The 22,470-nt window shown below is 46.8% G+C and carries 18 protein-coding genes; 9 read left to right on the forward strand and 9 right to left on the reverse strand.

The features are described 5' to 3' along the window. Nucleotides 1-71 precede the first annotated feature (71 nt). Nucleotides 72-869 carry a DNA/RNA non-specific endonuclease gene (locus tag D2V93_RS14530; protein ID WP_119619903.1) on the forward strand — a complete coding sequence of 266 codons (798 nt, stop codon included), beginning with the start codon at nt 72-74 and terminating at the stop codon, nt 867-869. Here D2V93_RS14530 and rodA read toward each other — a convergent pair. The 7 genes from rodA to D2V93_RS14565 form a co-directional block, all read right to left on the reverse strand. Beyond that, nucleotides 866-2,149 carry a rod shape-determining protein RodA gene (gene rodA, locus D2V93_RS14535; RefSeq protein ID WP_072875711.1) on the reverse strand — a complete coding sequence of 428 codons (1,284 nt, stop codon included), beginning with the start codon at nt 2,147-2,149 and terminating at the stop codon, nt 866-868. The two genes, D2V93_RS14530 and rodA, sit on opposite strands and share 4 nt — an antisense overlap. Beyond that, entirely contained in the window at nt 2,139-4,007 is a 1,869-nt protein-coding gene (locus D2V93_RS14540) for a peptidoglycan D,D-transpeptidase FtsI family protein (RefSeq protein ID WP_072875709.1), read from the reverse strand. The genes rodA and D2V93_RS14540 overlap by 11 nt, the downstream gene beginning before the upstream one ends. Nucleotides 4,008-4,067: 60 nt before the next feature. Continuing rightward, the gene (locus tag D2V93_RS14545; RefSeq protein ID WP_119619904.1) at nt 4,068-4,574 is read right to left on the reverse strand and encodes a rod shape-determining protein MreD; all 507 of its coding nucleotides are present in this window, start codon (nt 4,572-4,574) and stop codon (nt 4,068-4,070) included. Continuing rightward, nucleotides 4,567-5,382, reverse strand: a complete 816-nt coding sequence (gene mreC, locus D2V93_RS14550; protein ID WP_119619905.1) for a rod shape-determining protein MreC — start codon at nt 5,380-5,382, stop codon at nt 4,567-4,569. Before mreC ends, D2V93_RS14545 begins: the two co-directional genes overlap by 8 nt. A 64-nt stretch (nt 5,383-5,446) precedes the next feature. Then, complete coding sequence (locus D2V93_RS14555) at nt 5,447-6,475, reverse strand: rod shape-determining protein (protein ID WP_072875703.1); 1,029 nt, start codon at nt 6,473-6,475, stop codon at nt 5,447-5,449. Between the two features lie 52 nt (nt 6,476-6,527). After that, nucleotides 6,528-8,057, reverse strand: a complete 1,530-nt coding sequence (purH, locus tag D2V93_RS14560) for a bifunctional phosphoribosylaminoimidazolecarboxamide formyltransferase/IMP cyclohydrolase (RefSeq protein WP_119619906.1) — start codon at nt 8,055-8,057, stop codon at nt 6,528-6,530. Between the two features lie 92 nt (nt 8,058-8,149). Further along, entirely contained in the window at nt 8,150-8,602 is a 453-nt protein-coding gene (locus D2V93_RS14565; protein ID WP_072876801.1) for a GAF domain-containing protein, read from the reverse strand. A 130-nt stretch (nt 8,603-8,732) separates the two neighbouring features. Between D2V93_RS14565 and D2V93_RS14570 the strand changes: the two genes are divergently transcribed. The 8 genes from D2V93_RS14570 (at nt 8,733) to D2V93_RS14605 (ending at nt 20,154) form a co-directional block, all read left to right on the forward strand. Further along, on the forward strand, nt 8,733-9,119 hold the full coding sequence (locus D2V93_RS14570) for an HYC_CC_PP family protein (protein WP_072875699.1): 387 nt from the start codon (nt 8,733-8,735) through the stop codon (nt 9,117-9,119). A 92-nt stretch (nt 9,120-9,211) separates the two neighbouring features. Then, the gene (locus D2V93_RS14575) at nt 9,212-12,949 is read left to right on the forward strand and encodes an efflux RND transporter permease subunit (RefSeq protein ID WP_119619907.1); all 3,738 of its coding nucleotides are present in this window, start codon (nt 9,212-9,214) and stop codon (nt 12,947-12,949) included. Beyond that, on the forward strand, nt 12,946-14,166 hold the full coding sequence (locus tag D2V93_RS14580; protein ID WP_119619908.1) for a TolC family protein: 1,221 nt from the start codon (nt 12,946-12,948) through the stop codon (nt 14,164-14,166). Before D2V93_RS14575 ends, D2V93_RS14580 begins: the two co-directional genes overlap by 4 nt. An 11-nt stretch (nt 14,167-14,177) precedes the next feature. Further along, on the forward strand, nt 14,178-14,504 hold the full coding sequence (locus D2V93_RS14585; RefSeq protein WP_119619909.1) for a heavy metal-binding domain-containing protein: 327 nt from the start codon (nt 14,178-14,180) through the stop codon (nt 14,502-14,504). 52 nt (nt 14,505-14,556) lie between these two features. Further along, nucleotides 14,557-15,087, forward strand: a complete 531-nt coding sequence (locus D2V93_RS14590; protein ID WP_245750546.1) for a helix-turn-helix domain-containing protein — start codon at nt 14,557-14,559, stop codon at nt 15,085-15,087. Nucleotides 15,088-15,156: 69 nt separating this feature from the next. Then, nucleotides 15,157-17,658: a heavy metal translocating P-type ATPase gene (locus D2V93_RS14595; RefSeq protein WP_119619910.1), complete on the forward strand. Its 2,502-nt coding sequence runs from the start codon at nt 15,157-15,159 to the stop codon at nt 17,656-17,658. Between the two features lie 3 nt (nt 17,659-17,661). Beyond that, nucleotides 17,662-18,369, forward strand: coding sequence for a PepSY domain-containing protein (locus tag D2V93_RS14600; protein ID WP_119619911.1), 708 nt, complete (start codon nt 17,662-17,664; stop codon nt 18,367-18,369). Nucleotides 18,370-18,423: 54 nt separating this feature from the next. After that, the gene (locus D2V93_RS14605; RefSeq protein ID WP_119619912.1) at nt 18,424-20,154 is read left to right on the forward strand and encodes an efflux RND transporter periplasmic adaptor subunit; all 1,731 of its coding nucleotides are present in this window, start codon (nt 18,424-18,426) and stop codon (nt 20,152-20,154) included. 294 nt (nt 20,155-20,448) lie between these two features. Here D2V93_RS14605 and groL read toward each other — a convergent pair whose 3' ends face one another. Beyond that, a complete protein-coding gene (groL, locus tag D2V93_RS14610; protein WP_119619913.1) occupies nt 20,449-22,077 on the reverse strand; it encodes a chaperonin GroEL in 1,629 nt (542 codons plus the stop codon). 91 nt (nt 22,078-22,168) lie between these two features. Then, nucleotides 22,169-22,447 (reverse strand): co-chaperone GroES, encoded by a 279-nt coding sequence (locus D2V93_RS14615; RefSeq protein ID WP_072875684.1) that lies wholly within the window; start codon nt 22,445-22,447, stop codon nt 22,169-22,171. Nucleotides 22,448-22,470: the final 23 nt, after the last annotated feature.

Below are 22,470 nucleotides of genomic sequence, written 5' to 3' on the forward strand. Positions count from 1 at the left end.
TGTATCTGAAATTTAACGGTTTGACAATCAAGGACAATAGGTATTAAACTTACAGACTTATTTGCAAATAAATGAAAAAGAAGACCACATATACACTTCTCATTACCTTGTGTATCATCGGCTTTTGGCTATTTGAAAATTATTATACCGCGGATACCTATTCCAACCCGAAGAGTTCCGATGCGCATGTTGTCAATATGGATTTTTTACCGAATTCCACTACAGGCGAGGTAATCAAGCATGAATTTTATACGCTTTCCTATAGCGAACCGCACGAGCAAGCAGAGTGGGTGGCCTACGAACTCAAAAAAAGCCATTTGACACATGATGACCGAAAACGGCCCTACTTCATTGAAGACCCCAAGGTGTCCAGCAAATCTGCCGATTGGAGGAACTATAGGGGCTCTGGCTACGATAGGGGGCATCTGTGTCCGGCGGGGGACAGGCGTTTTTCGGAGCAAGCCTATAATGAGACCTTTTACACGAGCAACATCAGCCCGCAGGACAGGGAGTTCAATGCCGGAGTATGGAACCGGCTAGAGCAACAGGTTCGAAATTGGTGCAGAACATATGGTGACCTCATGGTCATCACTGGTGGAGTGCTGGAAGAAGGATTGGAAGAGATTGGGGAAGAAGATGTGGATGTTCCTAGGGCATTTTATAAAATAGTCCTTCGAAAAGAGGGGGAACAAGTGAAAGCCTTGGCCTTTTTGATGGACGCAAGGGAAAGTCAAGCTTCCCTGGATACTTTTTTGGTGCCCATTGCCACTTTAGAAGCAAGGACAGGGTTGGATTTTTTTCAGAAACGGCCGAAATCTTGGCAGGACAAGGTGGAAAAAGCAGTCGATACTTCGGGCTGGGACTTCTAGATACCGTCCTTTAGGCGATTGGAATCCAGTTTTAGGAAGATGAACAGCAGCATGGAGAAAAAGATGAGTCCTGAGCCCCCATAGCTGAAAAAGGGAAGAGGTACGCCGATGGTGGGCAACAAACCGATCACCATTCCGATGTTGATGAAATAGTGGAACACCAAAATGGAGATCACCCCATAACCATACATCCGGCTGAAATCACTTTTTTGCCGCTCTGCGAGATGGATGAGCCTTAAAAAGAAAATGGAGAACAGTAAAATAACGGTCACGGTGCCCAAAAAGCCCCATTCTTCGCCCACTGAACTGAAAATGTAATCCGTGTGCTGTTCCGGTACAAAATCGCCCTTGGTTCGCGTACCTTCCAAAAAGCCCTTTCCAAAAAAACCGCCCGATTCGATGGCCTTTTCAGACTGATAGGTATTGTACCCAATGGTCTTACGGATTTCCTCCAACTTCTTTTCATCCTTTTCCAGGCTCAACCAAAGGGCAAAACGATCTCTGTGGCGTTGTTCAAAAACGTGGTCGTACACCAGCTTTACCGATAGTGAGAAGAGAACCGATACAATGATGACCCCTACAACGGGGAGAACCGGAATTTTTACGGATGCTTTTTTAAAGGTATATATCAATAATGCCAGTATGATCAAACCAATGGTGACCCAGACCGTTCCGAACATAAGTGTGGTTGCGAACAGTATGACCATTACCAATAGAATTCCCAAATAATAGAGGGGAAATCCTTCCCTGAAGAGCACAAAGAACAGTGAAAAATAGATCAAGGCACTTCCAGGATCCGGCTGCGGCAATATGAGCAGTGCAGGTAATAGAATAATGACCAAGGCATACATTTGGTGTTTTTTGGTCTTGATATCCGTTTGTATATCGCTCAGGAACTTGGCCAATGCAAGCGCCGTTGTCATTTTGGCCAACTCGGAGGGTTGCAGGTTAAAAAAACCAAGATCATACCACGAAGTGGCCCCCGCTATGGTTTTTCCAAATACGAAGAGTCCCAATAGCAGCACGATGGAAACCATGTAAAAAATGGAGGCAAAACGTTCAAAGAAACTGGATTCCACAAAGAGCACTAAAATAATTCCCAGTATCGCCAGTCCGAAAAAAAACAGTTGCTTGCCATAGAGCGTGGAGAAATCAAAAATGGAACTGTCCGCATCGGTCAGGGAAGTGGAGTAGATATTGATCCACCCAATGAAGACCAAAAGCAAGTACAAAAAAACCGAAATCCAGTCAATCCTTCCAAAAGGGCCCTTACCACTCACGCTGATTTATTTTGAAGGGTTCCCCACTGTATGGTTTGGCATATTCATGCTCCAAGGTTTTCTCTAGCATCCGCTTTTCCAAATCGGTTCGCGTGATTTCGCCCTTGATGTATTTTTCAATAAGAAGAGAGGCAATGTGCCCTGCATACCGTGCACCGAAATACCCATTTTCAATGTAAACGGCTATAGCGATTTGCGGATTTTCCACAGGTGCAAAACAAACGAATACGGAATGATCCGTGAGCTGCATCCGTTCCCCGTTTATCCGCACAAAGTTTTCCACCGTGCCGGTCTTTCCAGCAATGTCCACCCCGGGAATCTTGAGCCACCTTGCTGTTCCATATTCATAGACATTGGCCATTCCCTCGATTATGGGATCAAAATGTTTTCGGTCTATGGTGGTATAGTTGGGCTCGGTATATTTAGGGTCTATGGCCCCGGAACCTCCTATTTTCTTTATGATATGAGGGGTATAAAAATAACCACGGTTGGCAATGGCGGCCGTCATGTTGGCCAATTGCAGAGGGGTTGCCGCAACTTCTCCCTGTCCGATGGAATTGGAAATGATGGTGGATGCGGCCCATCTGCCATCACCATACCATTTGTCGTAGTAAGCTTTGTCAGGAATCCTGCCAGGAGCTCCAGTGGGAAGGTCGGTGCCCAAATAACCGCCAAGGCCAAAACTCTTCATGTGTTTTTCCCAAGCATCCATCCCTTGGTCCGTTGTAGGGTATTTGTCGTATATTTTTCGAAACACTCCGGCGAAATAGGCATTGCAGGATTGGTAAATACCAGAGTTCATGTCCCTTACCCCACCACCGCAATGGCAACCTCTTAGGGTGTTCCCGACATAAAAGCCATGGTAGCACCTAAAAGTGGTCTCTGGGGTCACAACCCCTTCCTGAAGGGCGATCAGGGCATTGAGGGTCTTGAAAGGTGACCCGGGCGAGGGTTGTGCCAAAATGGAACGGTCCCAAGTCGGCTTTGCGATGGAGTCGTAATGCAGTTTGCTGTAATTTTTGGAGCGCTCCCTTCCCACCAATAGTTCAGGGTCATAGGTTGGCCCGGAAATCATGGCCAGGATCTCGCCGGATTTAGGCTCTATGGCCACTATGCCCCCCCGCTTGCCATGCATGAGTTTCTCACCATATTCCTGGAGCTCTTTGTCCAAAGTGATCTGTATCTCGTTTCCAGGCTTGGGCAGGGTGTCCAATTTCCCTTCTTTATATGGACCGATATCGCGATTAAAACGGTCTTTTTGGATGTGTTTTACACCTTTTCGGCCCCTTAGCTCCTCTTCATATTGCTTTTCAATACCCGTGTGTCCCTTCAGTTCCCCTGCCACATAGTAAGGATTGTTTTTGAGTTCCCATTCGTTTACCTCACTAATATAGCCCAGCACATTGGCGGCGCTATGGGTGTTGTAGTAGCGCAACGATCTTTTTTGGATGTAAAAACCTGTGAAATGGCGCATTTTTTCCTGGAGCTTGGCATAATCCTCCTTGGAAAGTTGGGGCACCAATACAGAGGGTAGTCGGGGCGAATAATGCCGTGCATTGTCCATTTTGGACACAAAAGTAGCCTTGTCTATGCCCAAGAGCGTACAGAATTCGAGGGTGTCCAAAGGTTTGACTTCTCTCGGGATGACCATGACATCATAGGCCGGTTGGTTGCCCACCATAAGTTTTCCATCCCTGTCATAGATGTACCCGCGCTCCGGATAATCATAGATTTTTTTGATGGCCGGATCGTCCAAAATCTGATCGGGAGAAAAACGAAAAAGCTGTAAATAGGAAAGCCTTCCTATGAAGGTGAACCCTATGATGACGATAATGGATGACAATAACAGCTTTTTCATAATCAATCGACTGGGATTTGAGCTTCCAGTCCTTTGTATTTCAACGAAGCAACTTCAATTTTATTCGCTTTTGGGACTAAAAAGTGAGCTGAACAGTGTGCAAAGTATTAAAGTTACGACACCTGTAGCAAAAACTTTCTTCAAAATTAAAAGGAAGTGGGCGATACTTAAAATTTCCAGCGAAAAGAATATCAGATGATGGATCAAGATCAACAAAGCCAAAAAGGTCACCCGTTGGATTTTGGTGGTATTCTTGAAACTGAAATTCTGGAACTCATAGTTCACCCCAAAGCAGAACCTCATGACAACGGGTCTTGCATAGGCCACGGTCAAAGATGCGATGGCATTCAGTGCCAAGGTGTCCGAAAAAATATCGATAATGAACCCCAACAGAAAGGAAACGAGCATAAAAAGGGCCCTGTTGCTTTTGAGGGGATACCAATAAAAGAAGATCACATAGACCATTGGGTTGATAAAGCCCATAAAATTCAGGGTGTTGAATATCAGGACCTGAACAAGGACCAATAGCACAAAACGGAATATGTTCAATACAATGGTGCTATTCATTGGTGGTCTTTGCTTCGAGTTCTTGGATCTCTTTCCGGTTTTTGTTCTCGATCAGGTACACATTCTTGATGTTCGCCATATCGTTGAAGAGTTCCACATCGATGTTGTAGAAACTCTTGGATTCGTTCAGGTCATACTTTTTGATGGTCCCGATGGGAATATTTTCGGGAAAGATGCTGGACATTCCCCCGGTCACAATGGTATCGCCCACCACCAAGGGTACCAGCCGTGGAATATCGATCAGCTGGGCTATGGTATAATCTTCGCCGGTCCAGATAAGGGAACCGAAATAATTGGTGTCCTTGATCTTGGCGTTGATGTTGGACTTCGAATTGAGAATGCTCTGCACGGTAGCAAAATTGTTGGAAACATTTTCCACAATCCCCAAGATGCCTTGGGAAGTGATGACCCCCATGTCCTGCTTCACACCCTGCTTTCTTCCTTTGTCAATGGTCAGGTAGTTCCTGGGTGATGCAAAACTATTTTTGATGAGCTTGGCACTGATTACCCCATAGCTCACCATGGATGAATCCAATGGCTGAATACTGTCATCCTCCAAATTGAAGAGCAATTTCCGAAGGTACTCGTTCTCCTCCACCAATCTCCTGTTCTCTTCGCGAAGGCCAAAATAGGACGAAACATCAGCTCCTGAGGAATAAATGCTGCCGGACAGCCATTTGGAAGAATTGAAGAACCTGGACTGGTGGTAGGAATGCGACCTAACCGTCATCACCAACGAAATGAGCGCAAGAAAGCAGTAGAGAAATGCATTTCTATAGCGTAGGATAAAGTTGATGATGCGTTGCATGCAATCGTATCGTTAAGAAAATTTTGAACGCCTTCAAGGTAATGGAACCGTCTTGAAGACGGAACTATTTGATCAAAATACTTTTATAGCGTTCCAAGTTTTTAAGGGCAATCCCTGTACCACGTACCACAGCTCTCAAAGGATCTTCTGCTATGTAAACGGGCAGGTCGGTCTTTTGGGAAAGCCTTCTGTCCAATCCACGGAGCATGGATCCACCTCCGGCCAAATAAATGCCCGTGTTGTAGATGTCCGCTGCCAGTTCGGGGGGTGTTTGGGAAAGGGTTTCCATCACGGCATCCTCAACCCTTAGGATACTCTTGTCAAGTGCCTTGGCAATTTCGCGATAGGAAACCTGGACCTGTTTGGGTTTGCCGGTCAAGAGGTCACGCCCTTGGATGGACTTGTCGTCCGGGGGTGATTTTAGGTCCTCCGTTGCGGAACCGATCTCAATTTTTATGGCCTCTGCGGTGCTTTCCCCCACATAGAGGTTGTGCTGGGTACGCATATAGTAGATGATGTCGTTGGTGAAGACATCCCCTGCAATTTTCACTGATTTGTCACAAACGATGCCGCCAAGCGCGATCACGGCAATTTCGGTGGTTCCCCCACCGATGTCCACGATCATGTTGCCCTTGGGCTGCATAATGTCCAATCCGATACCGATGGCCGCGGCCATGGGCTCGTGGATCAAATACACTTCCTTGCCGTTCACCCGTTCCGCAGATTCCCTAACGGCCCGCATTTCCACTTCCGTGATGCCGGAGGGGATACAGATGACCATACGAAGGGCAGGTGGGAACCATTTTTTCTTCAATGCGGGGATGTTTTTGATGAACATGTTGATCATCTTTTCCGAAGCATCGAAGTCGGCGATGACACCGTCCTTCAAAGGTCTGATGGTCTTGATGTTTTCATGGGTCTTGCCCTGCATCATACTGGCTTCGCGTCCCACCGCGATAATTTTTCCCGATACACGGTCCCTGGCCACAATGGAGGGACTGTCCACAACCACCTTGTCCAAGTGGATGATCAGGGTATTTGCGGTACCAAGGTCAATGGCAATCTCCTCGGTCATGAAATCAAAAAATCCCATATAAGTGTCTATTTCGGATTAACGGTAAAAATTAACGGCTAATGTACTAAAATTAATGTTTAAAATGCCGTGTCCCGGTCATGACCATGGCCATTCCATTTTCATTGCAATAATCGATGCTCAATTGGTCCTTGATGGAACCTCCAGGTTGGATCACACTTTTGATTCCAGCTTTGTCCGCAATTTCCACACAATCGGGGAACGGAAAAAAGGCATCGCTGGCCATAACGGAACCATTCAAATCAAAATTGAAGGATTGTGCCTTGTGGATGGCTTGGTTCAAAGCATCTACACGTGAAGTTTGTCCCGTTCCACTCGCACATAATTGTTTGTTTTTGGCCAGAACAATGGTATTGCTCTTGGTGTGCTTGCACAGTTTGGAAGCGAAAATCAAGTCCTCGATTTCTTCTGCGGTTGGTTTTTTGTCCGTAACTGGATTCAAATCTTCTTTGGAATCGGTTTTGGAGTCCTTATCCTGGACCAAGACCCCATTCAAACAAGTCCTGACCAAGGTTTCTGGCAATTCAATTTCATTTTGAATAAGGATGATTCGGTTCTTTTTGCCTTTCAAGATTTCCAAAGCCTCATCGGAATAACTTGGTGCGATGATCACTTCGCAGAACAACTCGTGGATTTCTTCGGCGGTAGGTTTGTCAATTTCAACATTGGAGATCAAAATGCCGCCAAATGCGGAAACCGGGTCTCCTGCCAACGCATCCACATACGCCTGTTTGATGGTGCTTCGTGTAGCCAAACCGCAGGCATTGTTGTGTTTTAGGATGGCAAAGGTAGGGTCGTCATTTTTGAACTCTCCCATAAGGTTCACGGCGGCATCCACATCCAAGAGGTTGTTGTAGGACAGCTCTTTGCCGTGCAATTTGGTGAACATGGCATCAAAATCGCCAAAGAAGTATCCTTTTTGGTGCGGGTTTTCGCCATATCGGAGCTCTTGCCCCTTGGTCTCGCTGATTTTCAGTACGGTTTCTTCTTTTTCCTTGTTGAAATAGTTGAAGATGGCCGTGTCATAATGCGAGGAAACATTGAAGGCCTTCGTGGCAAAACGCTTGCGGTCTTCCAAACTGGTGGTTCCGTTCCCTTCGGAGATTACGTTCAAAAAGTCTTCGTAATCTTCCATAGAGGAAACGCAAAGCACATCCTTGAAGTTTTTGGCGGCCGCCCTGATCAGGGAGATTCCGCCTATGTCAATCTTTTCAATGATATCTTGTTCCGAAGCACCACTCGCCACGGTCTTTTCAAAGGGATATAGGTCTACGATCACAATATCCAATTGCGGAATATCGAATTCCTTCATTTGGGCCACATCGGTTTCATTGTCCTGTCGGTTCAGAATACCTCCAAAGACCTTAGGGTGCAAAGTCTTAACACGGCCGCCCAAAATGGAGGGATAGCTGGTCACATCCTCAACGGGCACCACATCAATGCCGAGGTCACGGATAAATGTTTCGGTTCCCCCTGTGGAATAGAGGGTCACACCCAAGTCGTTCAGTTTTTTTACGATGGGTTCCAAACCATCTTTGTGAAATACGGAAATCAGTGCAGCGGAGGCTTTTTTGGCAGTCATCTTCTGTGTCTTGTAATCAATTTATTGAGCGCACAAAATTACCCCTTTTGTCACAAAAAGAAGAGTGGGTTATCAACAAAATAGTAGAAGTTTTACAGAATTTTGGCGACTTCTTGGTTGATGAATTCCAAAAAACGCTCGTCGGCTTCCGTAAATGGGTCCGGGGTGTTGGAATCAATATCGATTTGCCCCACGTTTTCACCATTTACAAAAAGGGGGACCACAATCTCGGCCTTCACGGTAATACTACAGGCAATGTAGTTGTCCTGGGCGGAAACATCGGGCACCACAAAGTTTTGGTTGCTCACCGCTACCTGTCCGCAAATGCCTTTCCCAAAGGGAATAATGGTATGGTCGGTGGGTGCACCGGCATAGGGTCCAAGTTTCAGTTCCTGCTTGTCCCCATTTTTGAAATAGAACCCCACCCAATCGTAATAGGGAACATTGCTTTTCAAGAGTTCACAGATTTTACCCAAACGGGTGTCCACAGATTCGGATTCCTCGTTGAGGATGGAAAGTACTTGGGGTCTTAGGGAGTCCAGCATGGAATTCATTTTTTGCAAAAATAGGGAATGGAATATTGGTACGACAAATGAAATCCAACTTACCCGGTACGTTTTTAAACTTCTGTTAAATAGCACAATAAATGTTAATATTTTGTAGTTTTGTATCGTAATGAAGCAGATTCTACATCAGTTCATATCATCCCTAATGGCCCTTTTGGTCTTGGTTTCCACAGTTTCATGGACGGTGGACAAGCATATTTGTATGGGTCGGGTCATGGATATTTCCTTTTTTGCCCATGCGGATGATTGTGGTATGGGGATGGATATGGAGACTTCCTGCTGTGATGATGAATCATTTACCGTCCAAGGACAGGACGACCTCAAAATGTCCTTTGATAATTTCAGTCTGGACCAACAGCTTTTCTTGGTAAGTTTTGTCCATTCCTATTTTTACCTCTTTGAAGGAGAAGCAGAAGAAACCAGCGCTTTTGTTGATTACTCTCCGCCACCACTGATACGGGACGTTCAAGTACTGCATCAGACTTTTCTCATTTGATTTGATATTGGTCTTTCAACCCGATCCACCACGATCGGGCTGGATCGTATGTGCAAATTTTTGCCTTGGACTAATGTTTAAATCAAAATGCTATGCTGAACAAAAGCATCAAATTTCTAATAGAAAATAAATTAGTGGCCATTTTGCTGCTGGTCCTTTTCATGGGCTGGGGCATTGTGAACGCACCTTTTGACTGGGATACGGGATTCTTGCCCAAGGACCCGGTTGCCGTGGATGCCATCCCCGATATTGGGGAGAACCAACAGATCGTATTCACCAAATGGCCCGGCAGGTCACCGCAGGACATCGAAGACCAAATTACTTACCCCTTGACCTCTTCCTTGTTGGGGATTCCCGGGGTGAAGACCATCAGAAGCTCTTCGGCCTTCGGGATTTCCAGTATCTATATCATTTTTGAAGAGGAAGTGGAATTCTATTGGAGTAGGAGCCGTATTCTGGAAAAACTGAACTCCTTACCGGACAATCTGCTTCCCGAAGGTATCAGTCCCGCTTTGGGACCGGATGCCACAGCACTTGGACAGATTTATTGGTACACTTTGGAAGGAAGGGACAAAGAGGGTAATGTGACCGGGGGATGGGACCTGCAAGAACTGCGAAGTATCCAGGATTACTATGTGAAATATGCACTGTCTTCGGCCAGTGGGGTATCGGAAGTGGCTTCCATTGGCGGATTTGTTCAGGAATACCAAGTGGATGTGGATCCCGAGCTGTTGAAGCAATACAACATCGGCCTGGATCAAATTGCAAAGGCCGTAAAACAGAGCAATCGCGACATTGGGGCCCAGACGTTGGAGATTAACAAAGCAGAATATCTGGTCCGTGGGCTGGGCTATATCAAATCCTTGGAAGACCTTAAAAATGCAGTGGTCACATCAACGGATTATAAAGCCATCCGCCTCAAGGATGTAGCCCATGTTTCCTTAGGCCCTGCGGAGAGAAGGGGCATACTGGACAAGGAAGGCGCCGAAGTGGTCGGCGGGGTTGTTGTGGCCCGCTATGGGGCCAACCCCCTCGAGGTCATCAACAACGTGAAGGAAAAGATCCAAGAACTCAGTGCTGGACTTCCTTCAAAAGAATTGAAAGACGGCACTACCTCCCAAGTGACCATTGTTCCCTTTTATGACCGGACCGAACTGATACAGGAAACCTTGGGTACCCTGAACGAGGCATTGACCTTGGAAATATTGATCACCATTTTGGTCATTGTGGTGATGGTGTTCAACCTGAGGGCCTCCATTTTGATCTCAGGGCTGCTCCCAATTGCAGTGCTAATGGTGTTCGTTTCCATGAAACTGTTTGGTGTGGATGCCAATATTGTGGCCCTTTCCGGTATTGCCATTGCCATTGGTACCATGGTGGACGTAGGTGTGATCCTTTCGGAGAACATCATTCGGCATATGGACGAGAACAGTGAAGGTCTTCCCATAGACACAGTAGTCTACAATGCGACCTCGGAAGTCTCGGGAGCCATTTTAACGGCTGTTTTGACCACGATCATCAGTTTTATTCCCGTGTTCACCATGGTAGGGGCCGAAGGAAAACTCTTCACTCCCTTGGCATTTACCAAAACCATGGCCTTGACATCTTCCATTATTGTCGCCCTGTTCCTGATTCCGCCCTTTGCGGCCATCATCTTCAAAAAGAAGAGCCAAAGCCCATTGCTGAAATATATATGGAACGGCACTCTGATTGTGTTGGGCTTGGTGGCCATTGTGTTTGGACAATGGTTGGGCTTGGTCTTGATTGCTTTTGGCGTTTCGGGCATTTTGAAGCTAAGGGAGATCATTGACGGCAAAAAGGTCAGTTTGATCAATGTGGCCATTTGTGTCATTGCCATTGTGTTTCTGTTGGCGGCCTATTGGAGACCATTGGGGTTCAATCGGAGCATCGCGATCAACCTGATCTTCGTAGGGCTCATCTGTGGGGTCTTGTTGGGAGGGTTTTACCTCTTCAGAAAATATTATAGCAAAATCCTCACATGGGCACTGGAAAACAAGTTGCTTTTCCTTTCCATTCCTACAGTGATCGTGGTATTTGGATTTTTGATCATGCGAAATACGGGAAAGGAATTTATGCCTTCGCTGAATGAAGGGTCGTTTCTGTTGATGCCCACTTCGTTGCCGCATGCAGGAGTGGAAGAAAACAAGCGCGTTTTGCAGCAATTGGACATGGCCGTGGCAACGATCCCCGAAGTGGAAACCATTGTGGGAAAAGCGGGAAGGACCGAGTCTGCCTTGGACCCTGCACCCCTTTCCATGTACGAGAACATAATCCAATACCGTTCGGAGTATGAAAAAGATGAATCGGGGAGTCCCCAACGGTACAAGGTGAACAAGGACGGTTACTTTGTGCTGAAAAACGAAAAAGTGGCCTTCAACCCGAACAATCCTGTACAGAACGAAAAGGATTATGCGGACAGTCATGTGAGCGACCCCCTGCGTATCGACCGAGCACTTTTGGTCCCTGATAAGGATGGCGAATATTTCAGGAACTGGCGTCCAGAGATAAAGAGTCCCGATGATATCTGGGATGAGATTGTACGGGCAACCCAGCTTCCAGGGATCACATCGGCACCCAAGTTACAGCCCATCGAGACCCGCTTGGTGATGCTGCAGACCGGGATGAGGGCACCCATGGGCATCAAGGTGAAGGGCCAGGATCTGAAAGAGATTGAAAAGTTTGGGCTGCAACTGGAAAATATCATCAAAGAGGCGGACGGTGTGAAGGATCAAGCTGTTTTTGCCGATCGTATCGTGGGGAAACCTTATTTGTTGATCGACATTGATCGGGAAAAATTGGTCCGCTATGGCATTGTCATTGAAGATGTGCAACAGGTATTGGAAGTGGCCATTGGCGGTATGGCGTTGACCCAGACCGTGGAAGGGCGTGAGCGCTATGCTGTTCGGGTACGATATCCCAGGGAACTAAGGTCCAACCCTACCGAATTGGGCAATATTTACGTTCCTGTGGAAAAAGGAAACCCTGTCCCTTTGAACGAATTGGCCACGATCCGATACGAACAGGGACCACAGATGATAAAGAGCGAGGACACCTTTTTGGTAGGTTATGTGCTGTTCGATAAATTGGACGGATTTGCCGAAGTGGATGTGGTGGAAAATGCCCAGGATAAGATTCTGGAAAAAATAGAGAATGGGGATCTTGTGGTTCCCAAGGGAATCAGTTACCAGTTCACGGGCACCTATGAGAACCAACTTAGGGCGGAAAAGACGCTATCCGTTGTGGTGCCCTTGGCCCTGTTGATCATATTCCTCATCCTCTACTTTCAATTTAGGTCCGTGGCCACCTCGCTGATGGTGTTTTCAGGAATTGCCGTTGCCTTTGCAGGAGGCTTTCTAATGATCTGGCTCTATGGACAGGATTGGTTCCTGAACTTCAATTTTTTTGGGGAAAACCTAAGGGACCTTTTTCAAATGCACACCATCAACCTGAGTGTGGCGGTATGGGTCGGTTTCATTGCTCTTTTTGGTATTGCTACGGATGATGGGGTGGTCATGGCCACCTACCTGACGCAGACCTTTGATAGGAATGCCCCTAGTACGTTGGAAGGCATCAGGAGTTCGGTATTGGAAGCAGGTGAAAAGCGGATCAGGCCCTGTCTTATGACCACAGCAACCACAATTTTGGCCCTACTTCCTGTACTCACCAGCACAGGAAGGGGGAGCGACATTATGATCCCCATGGCCATACCCAGTTTTGGGGGTATGTTGATCGCCTTGATTACCCTGTTCGTGGTACCTGTATTGTACAGTTGGAAAAGCGAATTGCAACTTAAACTGCAGAACCGATGAAAAAGAGATTCATTTATATAGTCTTTGCACTTACTGCTTTTGGGGCAAATGCACAATCGTTGGAGTTCTATCTTCAGGAAGCTGAGCTGAACAGCCCTATGATCCAGGCTTTGGAGCTGCGCTATAACATCGCAAAGGAAAAGGTGAGTGAAATGAACACTTTGCCCAATACCACTATTGCGGCAGGATATTTTGTAAGCGAACCAGAGACCAGAACAGGGGCGCAGCGGGCCAGATTTTCGGTATCGCAGATGTTGCCTTGGTTCGGTACCATCACCGCACGGGAAAATTATGCAAGTTCCATGGCGGAAACGGAGTATGCTGAAATTGTGATTGCCAAACGAAAACTGGCCTTGTCATTGGCACAATCTTATTATAGTTTATATGGGATTCAGGCCAGGCAAAAGGTGCTTCAGGAAAATATTGATTTGCTGAAAACCTACGAAACCTTGGCCTTGACCTCGGTTGAGATAGGAAAAGCTTCGGCGGTGGATGTGTTGAAACTTCAAATTCGCCAAAACGAACTACAGCAGCAAAAAGAAGTGTTGGAGCAATCCTATTTGGCGGAGCAGGCTGTTTTCAATAATTTGTTGAACCGTGATGAAAGTATTGCTGTTGAGGTGGTGGATGAAATGGACATTCCCTTGGATGACCCTATGCTCAACAAAGATGATCTGAGCCTAAATCCAGAACTCCTCAAATACGATCAATTGTACGAGTCGGTCACGCAATCGGAACTACTCAACCAAAAGGAAAATGCCCCAAGTTTTGGGATAGGGCTCGATTACATCCCTGTTTCGGAACGGACTGATATGGCAATGAGCGATAATGGAAAGGATATTGTAATGCCGATGGTGACTTTTTCCATTCCCATTTTTAGCAATAGGGTCAAGTCGGTCACCAAACAGAACCAGTTGCGCCAAAAGGAAATCGAACTTCAAAAAACGGAACGGTTGAATGTGTTGGAAAATGCCTTTGCCAAAGCGGTCTCACAACGCAACGAAGCGCGCATCGCTCATGCTACGCAAACCAAGAACCTGCAACAAGCCAAGGATGCCGAAGAGATCCTGATCAAAAGTTATGAAACGGGCACCATTGATTTCAATGATGTGCTGGACATTCAAGAACTGCAATTGAAATTTCAGACGAACCAAATACAATCCATACAGTTGTACTATGTACAATCTGCCATCATCAATTATTTAATTAACAAGTAAATTTAAGACCCATGAGAACAAACATCAGAACAATTATTGGAATCTCGCTTGTGTCGGCTTTGGTGCTGACCGTATCCTGTAAAGGAAAAACAGAGGAAGCCAAGGAAACCTCCACAGAGGCAACCATGGAACACGAAGGCCATGATATGGAAAAGGAAGGGCACGACATGGACCATAAGGAAATGGATGCCAAGCAAGGGAAAGAGTACACCTCTACGTATGTTTGCCCAATGCACTGTGAAGGAAGTGGCAGTGAAACAGAAGGGAAATGTCCGGTATGCGGCATGACCTATGTCTTGAACGAGGACAAGCCCAAGGCCGACGAACCCCATAATTAACGAAACCCATTAACCCTCAAGAGCGCCCAAAATGCACATCAAGGTCAAAAATATGGTATGCGATCGATGTAAAAGCGTCCTGAAAAGAGAACTTCAGAAGGCAGGCATCGAAGTGGTGCAGATTGAATTGGGGGAAGTGGAGCTAAGTGAAGGGGCCAAGGGCCAAATGGAGCTTATCCGGGAGATTTTGATGCAGAACGGGTTTGAATTGATCGAAGACCAAGAAGACTCCTTCATTGCAGAGATCAAGAAAAACTTGATCATTGCCTTGGAAAACGGGATACATCAGAATCTCTCGGATCATCTATCCAAAAGCATGAAAAAGGAATACTCGATGCTCAGCAAGATGTTCAGCGCAAAGGAAGGCGTTACCATAGAAAGGTATTTCATCCTGCTAAAAATTGAAAGGGTCAAGGAGCAGATCCAGATGGGGAGCAAGACCTTTTCCGAGATTGCTTACGACCTGGACTATGCCAGTAGCAGCCATTTGGCCAAACAGTTCAAATCGGTGACAGGGATGTCCATGACGGACTACAGGAAAGTACAGCAATGGAACCGAAAATCCCTGGACCAAATTGTATAAAAGAAAACCAGAATTGTAAAAAGCTTTGGACTGAGGATGAGGTAGTTTTGTACGATAAAAGCAAATAAGATGAAGCACACCTATCACATACACGGAATGAGTTGCAACGGTTGTAGGAGCCATGTGGAAGGAACCCTTTCCAAAGTAGAAGGGGTCACGGGGGTAGAGGTGAACCTGGAAAAGGCAGAGGCAGTGATCGAGATGGATGCCCATATTCCCCTTGAGACTTTTCAAGAAGCCCTCAAAAAGGATAGTGACCGGTACAGCATACACATGCCCGGGCACCATCACCATCAACCCAAGGAGGAAAAAAAACAACCTATCAAAAACGGAACAGGTACCTTTTATTGCCCCATGCATTGCGAAGGAGACAAGACCTACGATAAGCCAGGGGATTGTCCGGTGTGTGGAATGGACCTCGTGGAAGAGCAGAACATGTCATCGGCATCCAAGGAAAAATGGACCTGCCCCATGCATCCGGAAGTGGTAAAGGATGGACCTGGATCTTGTCCGATCTGTGGAATGGACCTCGTGCCCATGACCCCTGAGACCAGTGCAGAGGAAAAGACATACAAGCGATTGCTCAAAAAGTTTTGGGCGGCATTGGCCTTTACCCTGCCCATCTTTCTGATTGCCATGAGCGAAATGCTGTCCAATAATCCATTGTACCAGCTCATGGAACCAAAGTATTGGAACTGGGTCCAATTTGCACTGTCGCTTCCCGTGGTTTTTTATGCTACATGGATGTTTTTTGAAAGAGCCTATCGGAGCATCAAGACCTGGAACCTGAACATGTTCACCCTCATTGGCATTGGTGCCGGGGTGGCCTTTGTATTCAGTACGGTCGCATTGCTCTTTCCTGATTTTTTTCCAGATCAGTTCAAAAGCGGGTCGGGCACGGTACACGTATATTTTGAAGCGGCCACGGTGATACTCACTTTGGTACTGTTGGGGCAATTGCTGGAAGCCAAAGCACATAGCAAGACCAACAATGCGGTGAAGGAACTGCTCAAACTGTCCCCCAACAAAGCCATTAAAGTAGTGGATGGAGAGGAAGTGGAAGTAGGGATAGACACCATCGAAATTGGGGACATCCTGCGCGTGAAGCCAGGTGAAAAGATACCAGTGGATGGCACCATCACCGAGGGGGAAAGCTCTGTGGACGAATCCATGATCACGGGAGAGTCCATTCCTGTGGAAAAACAAGTGGATGACAAAGTTAACAGTGGTACCATCAATGGCAACCGATCTTTTTTGATGAAGGCCGAAAAAGTGGGGAGCGATACGCTTCTCTCCCAAATCATCCACATGGTCAACGATGCCAGTAGAAGTCGGGCGCCCATTCAAAATTTGGCCGACAAGGTTTCTGCCTATTTTGTGCCCGTTGTGGTTCTTGTGTCCATTGTCACCTTTGGTGTCTGGGCCATTTGGGGTCCGGAACCGGCCTATGTATATGCGTTGATCAATGCCATCGCCGTCTTGATCATAGCCTGTCCCTGTGCCCTGGGCTTGGCGACCCCCATGTCGGTAATGGTCGGTGTAGGGAAAGGGGCGCAAAACGGAGTGTTGATCAAAAATGCCGAAGCCTTGGAGAAAATAGCAAAAGTGGATACCCTTATCATTGACAAAACGGGGACCATCACCGAAGGTAAGCCCACTTTCGACCACATCGGAACTTTTGGTACAACGTATTCCAAAGAGGAACTGATGCAATTTGTCATCTCGTTGAATGCCAATAGTGAGCATCCGTTGGCTCAGGCCACTGTAAAATATGGAAAGGAGAATGGCATAACAGTGTCGAAGACGAAAGATTTCAACGCCGTGACAGGAATGGGTGTCGAAGGTAAAGTCAAGGAAGCGGAACTGCACTTGGGCAACCTCAAAATGATGGAAAAAGCCAAGGCCAAAGTTTCAGACGATATGAAAGCCGAGGTAAAGAAATCCCAAGAACAGGGAAAGACAATATCCTATCTGGCAGTGGATGGGGTGTGCGAAGGGTACATTGCCATTGGCGATAAGATCAAGGAGACCAGTGCGGCCGCTATCAGGTCCATTCAGGACAAAGGTATGGCCGTGATCATGCTCACTGGGGACAATGCGAATACTGCAAAGGCCGTGGCACAAGAACTGGGGTTAAATGATTTCAAGGCCGAAACCCTTCCCGAGGATAAGATGCGGGAGGTGGAGCGCCTTCAAAAAGAGGGGAAAGTGGTGGCCATGGCGGGGGACGGCATCAACGATGCGCCTGCACTGGCCAAGAGCGATCTTGGGATAGCCATGGGGACCGGTACCGATGTGGCCATAGAGAGTGCCATGATCACCTTGGTCAAAGGAGACCTGCACGGCATCGTAAAGGCAAGGAACCTGAGCGAGGCCGTGATGAAGAACATCAAACAGAACCTGTTTTTTGCCTTGATCTATAACACCATTGGGGTTCCAGTGGCGGCAGGGGTGCTTTATCCCTTTTTTGGGCTGTTGCTCTCACCAATGATAGCAGCCTTGGCCATGAGCTTTAGTTCCGTATCGGTCATCGCAAATGCATTACGTCTAAGAACAAAATCAATCGACTAAAATATGGTAAAAAGGACCACTGCGATCAACATTCGAAAGGCCCATAGGTATTTAGGGATATTTCTTGGCATCCAATTTTTGATGTGGACCCTGAGTGGTATGTATTTCAGTTGGACGGACATTGATGAGATACATGGCGACCATTACAGACAATTGCCGGTCCAAAAATCTTCTTTCACCGATCTTTTGGGAACTGCACAATTGAAAGGGGTGGGCAATGTGGAATCCCTTCAACTGTTGGAGATTGCGGGCAGACCGTATTATTGGGTCAATGACACATCCCTGTACGATGCCCGGACAGGAGAGCCAAAATCCCATGTCAGTGAAGATGAGGCCCTACAAGTGGCGGCCCAGCATATGCGCCCTGATCTAAAAGTGAGTTCCATTTTGCGGATCGATGAGGTAGGGGCACATAGTGAATATAGGGGCAAACCTTTGCCTGCTTATGAGATTTCTTATGAGACCAAGGAAAACCTGAAAGCCTATGTGGCACTTGACAATGGGGCTTTCCAGACCGTGAGGCACCGTAACTGGCGCTGGTTCGATTTTCTTTGGATGACCCACACCATGGATTATCAAGGAAGGGATGATTTTAACACCATTGTGCTTCGAGGGTTTTCTTTATTGGGGTTGATCACTGTGCTCAGTGGGTTTTTATTGTGGTTCATCTCCTCGCCAACGGTCAGGAAAATGATCAAGCGAAAAAAATAATAGTGTATGGAATGCCCTAGTGCATTCTGATTTTGAAAAAAATAAATAGAAAAAATGAAAAAGGAGAATATTTGGTATGTCTGTATCGCCGTTGCCATGGGGCTTCTGGTAGGATACTTGATTTTTGGGACCAGCACGGCCAAAACAGCGCCAGTGGAACATGACCATGGTGCCGAAATGGCCTCTGAACAGATGTGGACCTGTTCCATGCATCCACAGATCATGCAGCCCGAACCTGGGGATTGCCCTATTTGTGGAATGGATTTGATCCCGGCCCATTCCTCTGGGGAAGGATTGGCCCAGGCACAGATCAGAATGACGCCCAACGCCATGGCCCTTGCCGGCGTGGAGACCATAACCGTAGGTATGGGGAGTTCGGACAACGGGGGACGCGCAAGACTTTCAGGAAAAGTGGCCGTCAACCAAGAATCCGATGCCGTACAATCTGCCTATTTTGATGGAAGGATAGAGAAGCTGAACGTCAATTTTGAGGGCGAGGAAGTCAAAAGAGGCCAGCTTTTGGCCACCATATACGCCCCTGAACTTGTTTCCGCCCAGCAAGAATTGATCACGGCCGCCAATCTGAAATCCACGCAGCCCGCATTGTATACTGCGGTGCGAAACAAGTTGAAGCTTTGGAAGTTGTCGGATGCCCAAATAGACCAGATTGAGAAGTCTGGGCAGGTGCGCCAAAACTTTCCGGTCCATGCCAATGTTTCTGGGGTGGTGTCTGGAATTTTGGTAGAGGAAGGAGATTACATCAAAACAGGCTCACCTTTGGTGAGGGTGGCCAACCTGAACACGGTATGGGCCATTTTTGATGCCTATGAGAACCAGTTGGCCCTGTTTGAAAAGGGCCAGATTTTAAAGGTCAATAGCAAAGCCTATCCCAATGAATCCTTTGATGCCAAAATTTCCTTTGTAGATCCCATATTGAACAACAATAGCAGGACTTTGGAGGTACGTGCCTCATTGGATAACCGAAAAGGACTGTTGAAACCGGGGATGTTCGTCACGGCTGAGGTTGAATTGTCACAAAAAGTGGGCGAAACATTGCAGATTCCCGAAAGTGCTGTCCTATGGACAGGAAAACGTTCTGTGGTCTATGTAAAACCCAATCCAGGGGAAGCTGTTTTTGAGATGAGGGAAGTACAATTGGGCAACTTGGTGAACGGCAACTATGTGGTCGATTCAGGATTGGAAAACGGGGAGGAAATCGTGGCGAAGGGAACCTTTACCGTGGATGCCGCTGCCCAGTTGCAAGGAAAAAAATCCATGATGAATCCAAGTGGAGGCGTGTCTATGACAGGCCATGAAGGCCATGGGCAAGTAAATACGGACATGGATTTTCCTTCGGGTATGAAAACCGATTTTAAAGGAATTTTGGAGAATTACCTCAAACTGAAAGATGCCCTGGTGGCCTCCAACGAAAAAGAAGCACGGCAGTTTGCGAGAAAAGGTGCCGAAGAGTCAGAAAAAGTGGTCGGAATGCAAATGGGCCCAAAAGAAAAAACCTATTTTTCAACGTTGACAAACCATTTTTTGGACATGTCCAACGAAAGTTCCCTTGTTGGGCAACGGGAAAAGTTTGTTCTCCTTTCGGAACAGATGGTCGAAATCGGGAACCAAATGCAGGGCATGGGCCAAACCATCTATGTGCAAAAATGTCCCATGGCCAATAAAAATGAGGGGGCGAACTGGTTGAGTTTGGAGAAGGAAATCCGTAATCCGTATTATGGGGAGGATATGCTTACTTGTGGGAGTATTGTCCACGTTATCAATTAAAAAGAGCGCCAAAAATTTTTAGTTAATTTTTAGCCAATAAAATTTTTCGGATTTAAAACTGATATACATTTACTCTAGTTTTTTAATTTACTGACTGATGAAAAACGCAAAGTCAACTGGAAAGTCATCTCCTGCAAAAGCTGCTGCTAAGCCTGCTGCAAAGAAGACTACCCAAGCTACTGGTAAGAAGAAGTAACTTGGTATTTTTTGGTTCGAGCGAACCATTTACTGGATACAAAAAAGAAACGCCCTGATGAAAGTCAGGGCGTCCTATTTTTATATACTTTGGAATTCTTACATCATTCCGGGCATTCCGCCACCCATTGGAGGTCCAGCTGGTGAATCCTCTTTGATGTCGGTCAAGGCACACTCCGTGGTCAAGATCATTCCTGCAACAGAGGCGGCATTTTCCAAGGCGATACGGGTCACTTTCTTAGGATCGATGATACCTGCCTGTAGCATGTCCACATACTTGTCAGATTTGGCATCGTAACCAAAATCCTTCTTGCCTTCAAGTACTTTTGCGATCACCACGGAACCTTCGCCACCGGCATTTTCCACGATGGTACGCAAAGGCGCTTCAATGGCCTTGGCAACGATCTGCACACCTGTGGTCTCGTCCAAAGAATCGGTGGCCAATTTTTCAAGCACTTTTTTGGCCCTTACCAAAGCAACGCCACCACCGGCCACGATACCTTCTTCCACAGCGGCACGCGTGGCGTGAAGTGCATCATCTACACGGTCTTTTTTCTCTTTCATTTCCACTTCGGAAGCGGCACCAACATATAGAACGGCTACACCACCGGCCAATTTGGCCAAACGCTCTTGCAATTTTTCCTTGTCATAATCGGAAGTGGTGGTCTCAATCTGCGCTTTGATCTGGTTCACCCTTGCCTTGATGTCAGAAGCTTTTCCGGAACCATTGACAATTGTGGTATTGTCCTTGTCGATGGTCACTGTCTCGGCAGTGCCCAACATGTCCAAAGAGGCATTTTCCAAAGAGAAACCTCTTTCTTCAGAGATTACGGTGCCGCCGGTCAGGATGGCGATATCTTCCAACATCGCTTTTCTTCTATCCCCAAAACCTGGAGCTTTTACTGCGGCTATCTTTAGGCCACCTCTCAACTTGTTCACTACCAAAGTGGCCAAGGCTTGTCCCTCAACATCTTCGGCGATGATCAAAAGGGGTCTTCCGGATTGTGCCACTGGCTCAAGGATGGGAAGGATCTCCTGTAGGTTGGATATTTTCTTGTCGAAAAGGAGAATGTAAGGATTGTCCAAGTCGGCAATCATCTTGTCGGTGTTGGTGACGAAGTAGGGAGAAAGGTATCCGCGGTCAAACTGCATTCCTTCCACCACGTCCACATAGGTATCGGTACCTTTTGCTTCTTCCACGGTGATCACGCCCTCTTTTCCAACTTTGGCAAATGCAGTGGCGATAAGGTCCCCGATTGTTTCATCGTTGTTTGCGGAGATAGAGGCCACTTGTTTGATCTTGTCAGAATCGTTGCCCACTTTTTTGGCCTGTTTTTCCAGATCGGCCACCAAGGTCTCAACAGCTTTGTCGATTCCTCTTTTCAAATCCATGGGGTTTGCGCCCGCAGCAACGTTCTTAAGTCCTTCTTTTACGATGGCCTGTGCCAATACGGTAGCAGTTGTGGTACCGTCACCAGCTTGGTCGTTGGTTTTGGAAGCTACTTCCTTCACCATTTGGGCCCCCATGTTCTCTAGCGGATCTTCCAATTCAATCTCTTTTGCAACGGATACACCATCCTTGGTCACTTGGGGTGCCCCGAAGGATTTGCTGATGATCACGTTTCTTCCCTTGGGTCCCAAGGTTACCTTAACGGCCTCGGCCAATTTGTCAACACCGCGTTTCAGGCCGTCGCGTGCGTCAATATCGAATTTAATGTCTTTTGCCATTTTACTGTTTTTTTGTTTGAAAATTTAGATTCCCCCAAACCAGATTAGCAGCCAAGGGAGTCACGGTTTCTATTTTTTTTGGAAAATTCAGTTATATGATTGCCAAAATATCACTCTCGCGCATCATCAAATAATCTATGCCGTCCAGTTTGAGCTCGGTACCTGCATATTTTCCATAGAGTACGGTATCGCCCACTTTTACGGTTACTTTTTCATCCTTTGTGCCAGGCCCCACAGCCACAACGTTTCCTTTTTGGGGCTTCTCCTTTGCGTTGTCAGGAATGATGATACCGGAAGCAGTCTTGGTCTCGGCCTGTAGAGGCTCAATCAATACCCTGTCTGCCAATGGTTTGATGTTTACTTTAGCCATATTTAAAATTTTTAGGTGTTTGT

This window comes from Flagellimonas taeanensis (genome assembly GCF_003584105.1).
In the GTDB taxonomy this organism is placed as follows: domain Bacteria; phylum Bacteroidota; class Bacteroidia; order Flavobacteriales; family Flavobacteriaceae; genus Flagellimonas; species Flagellimonas taeanensis.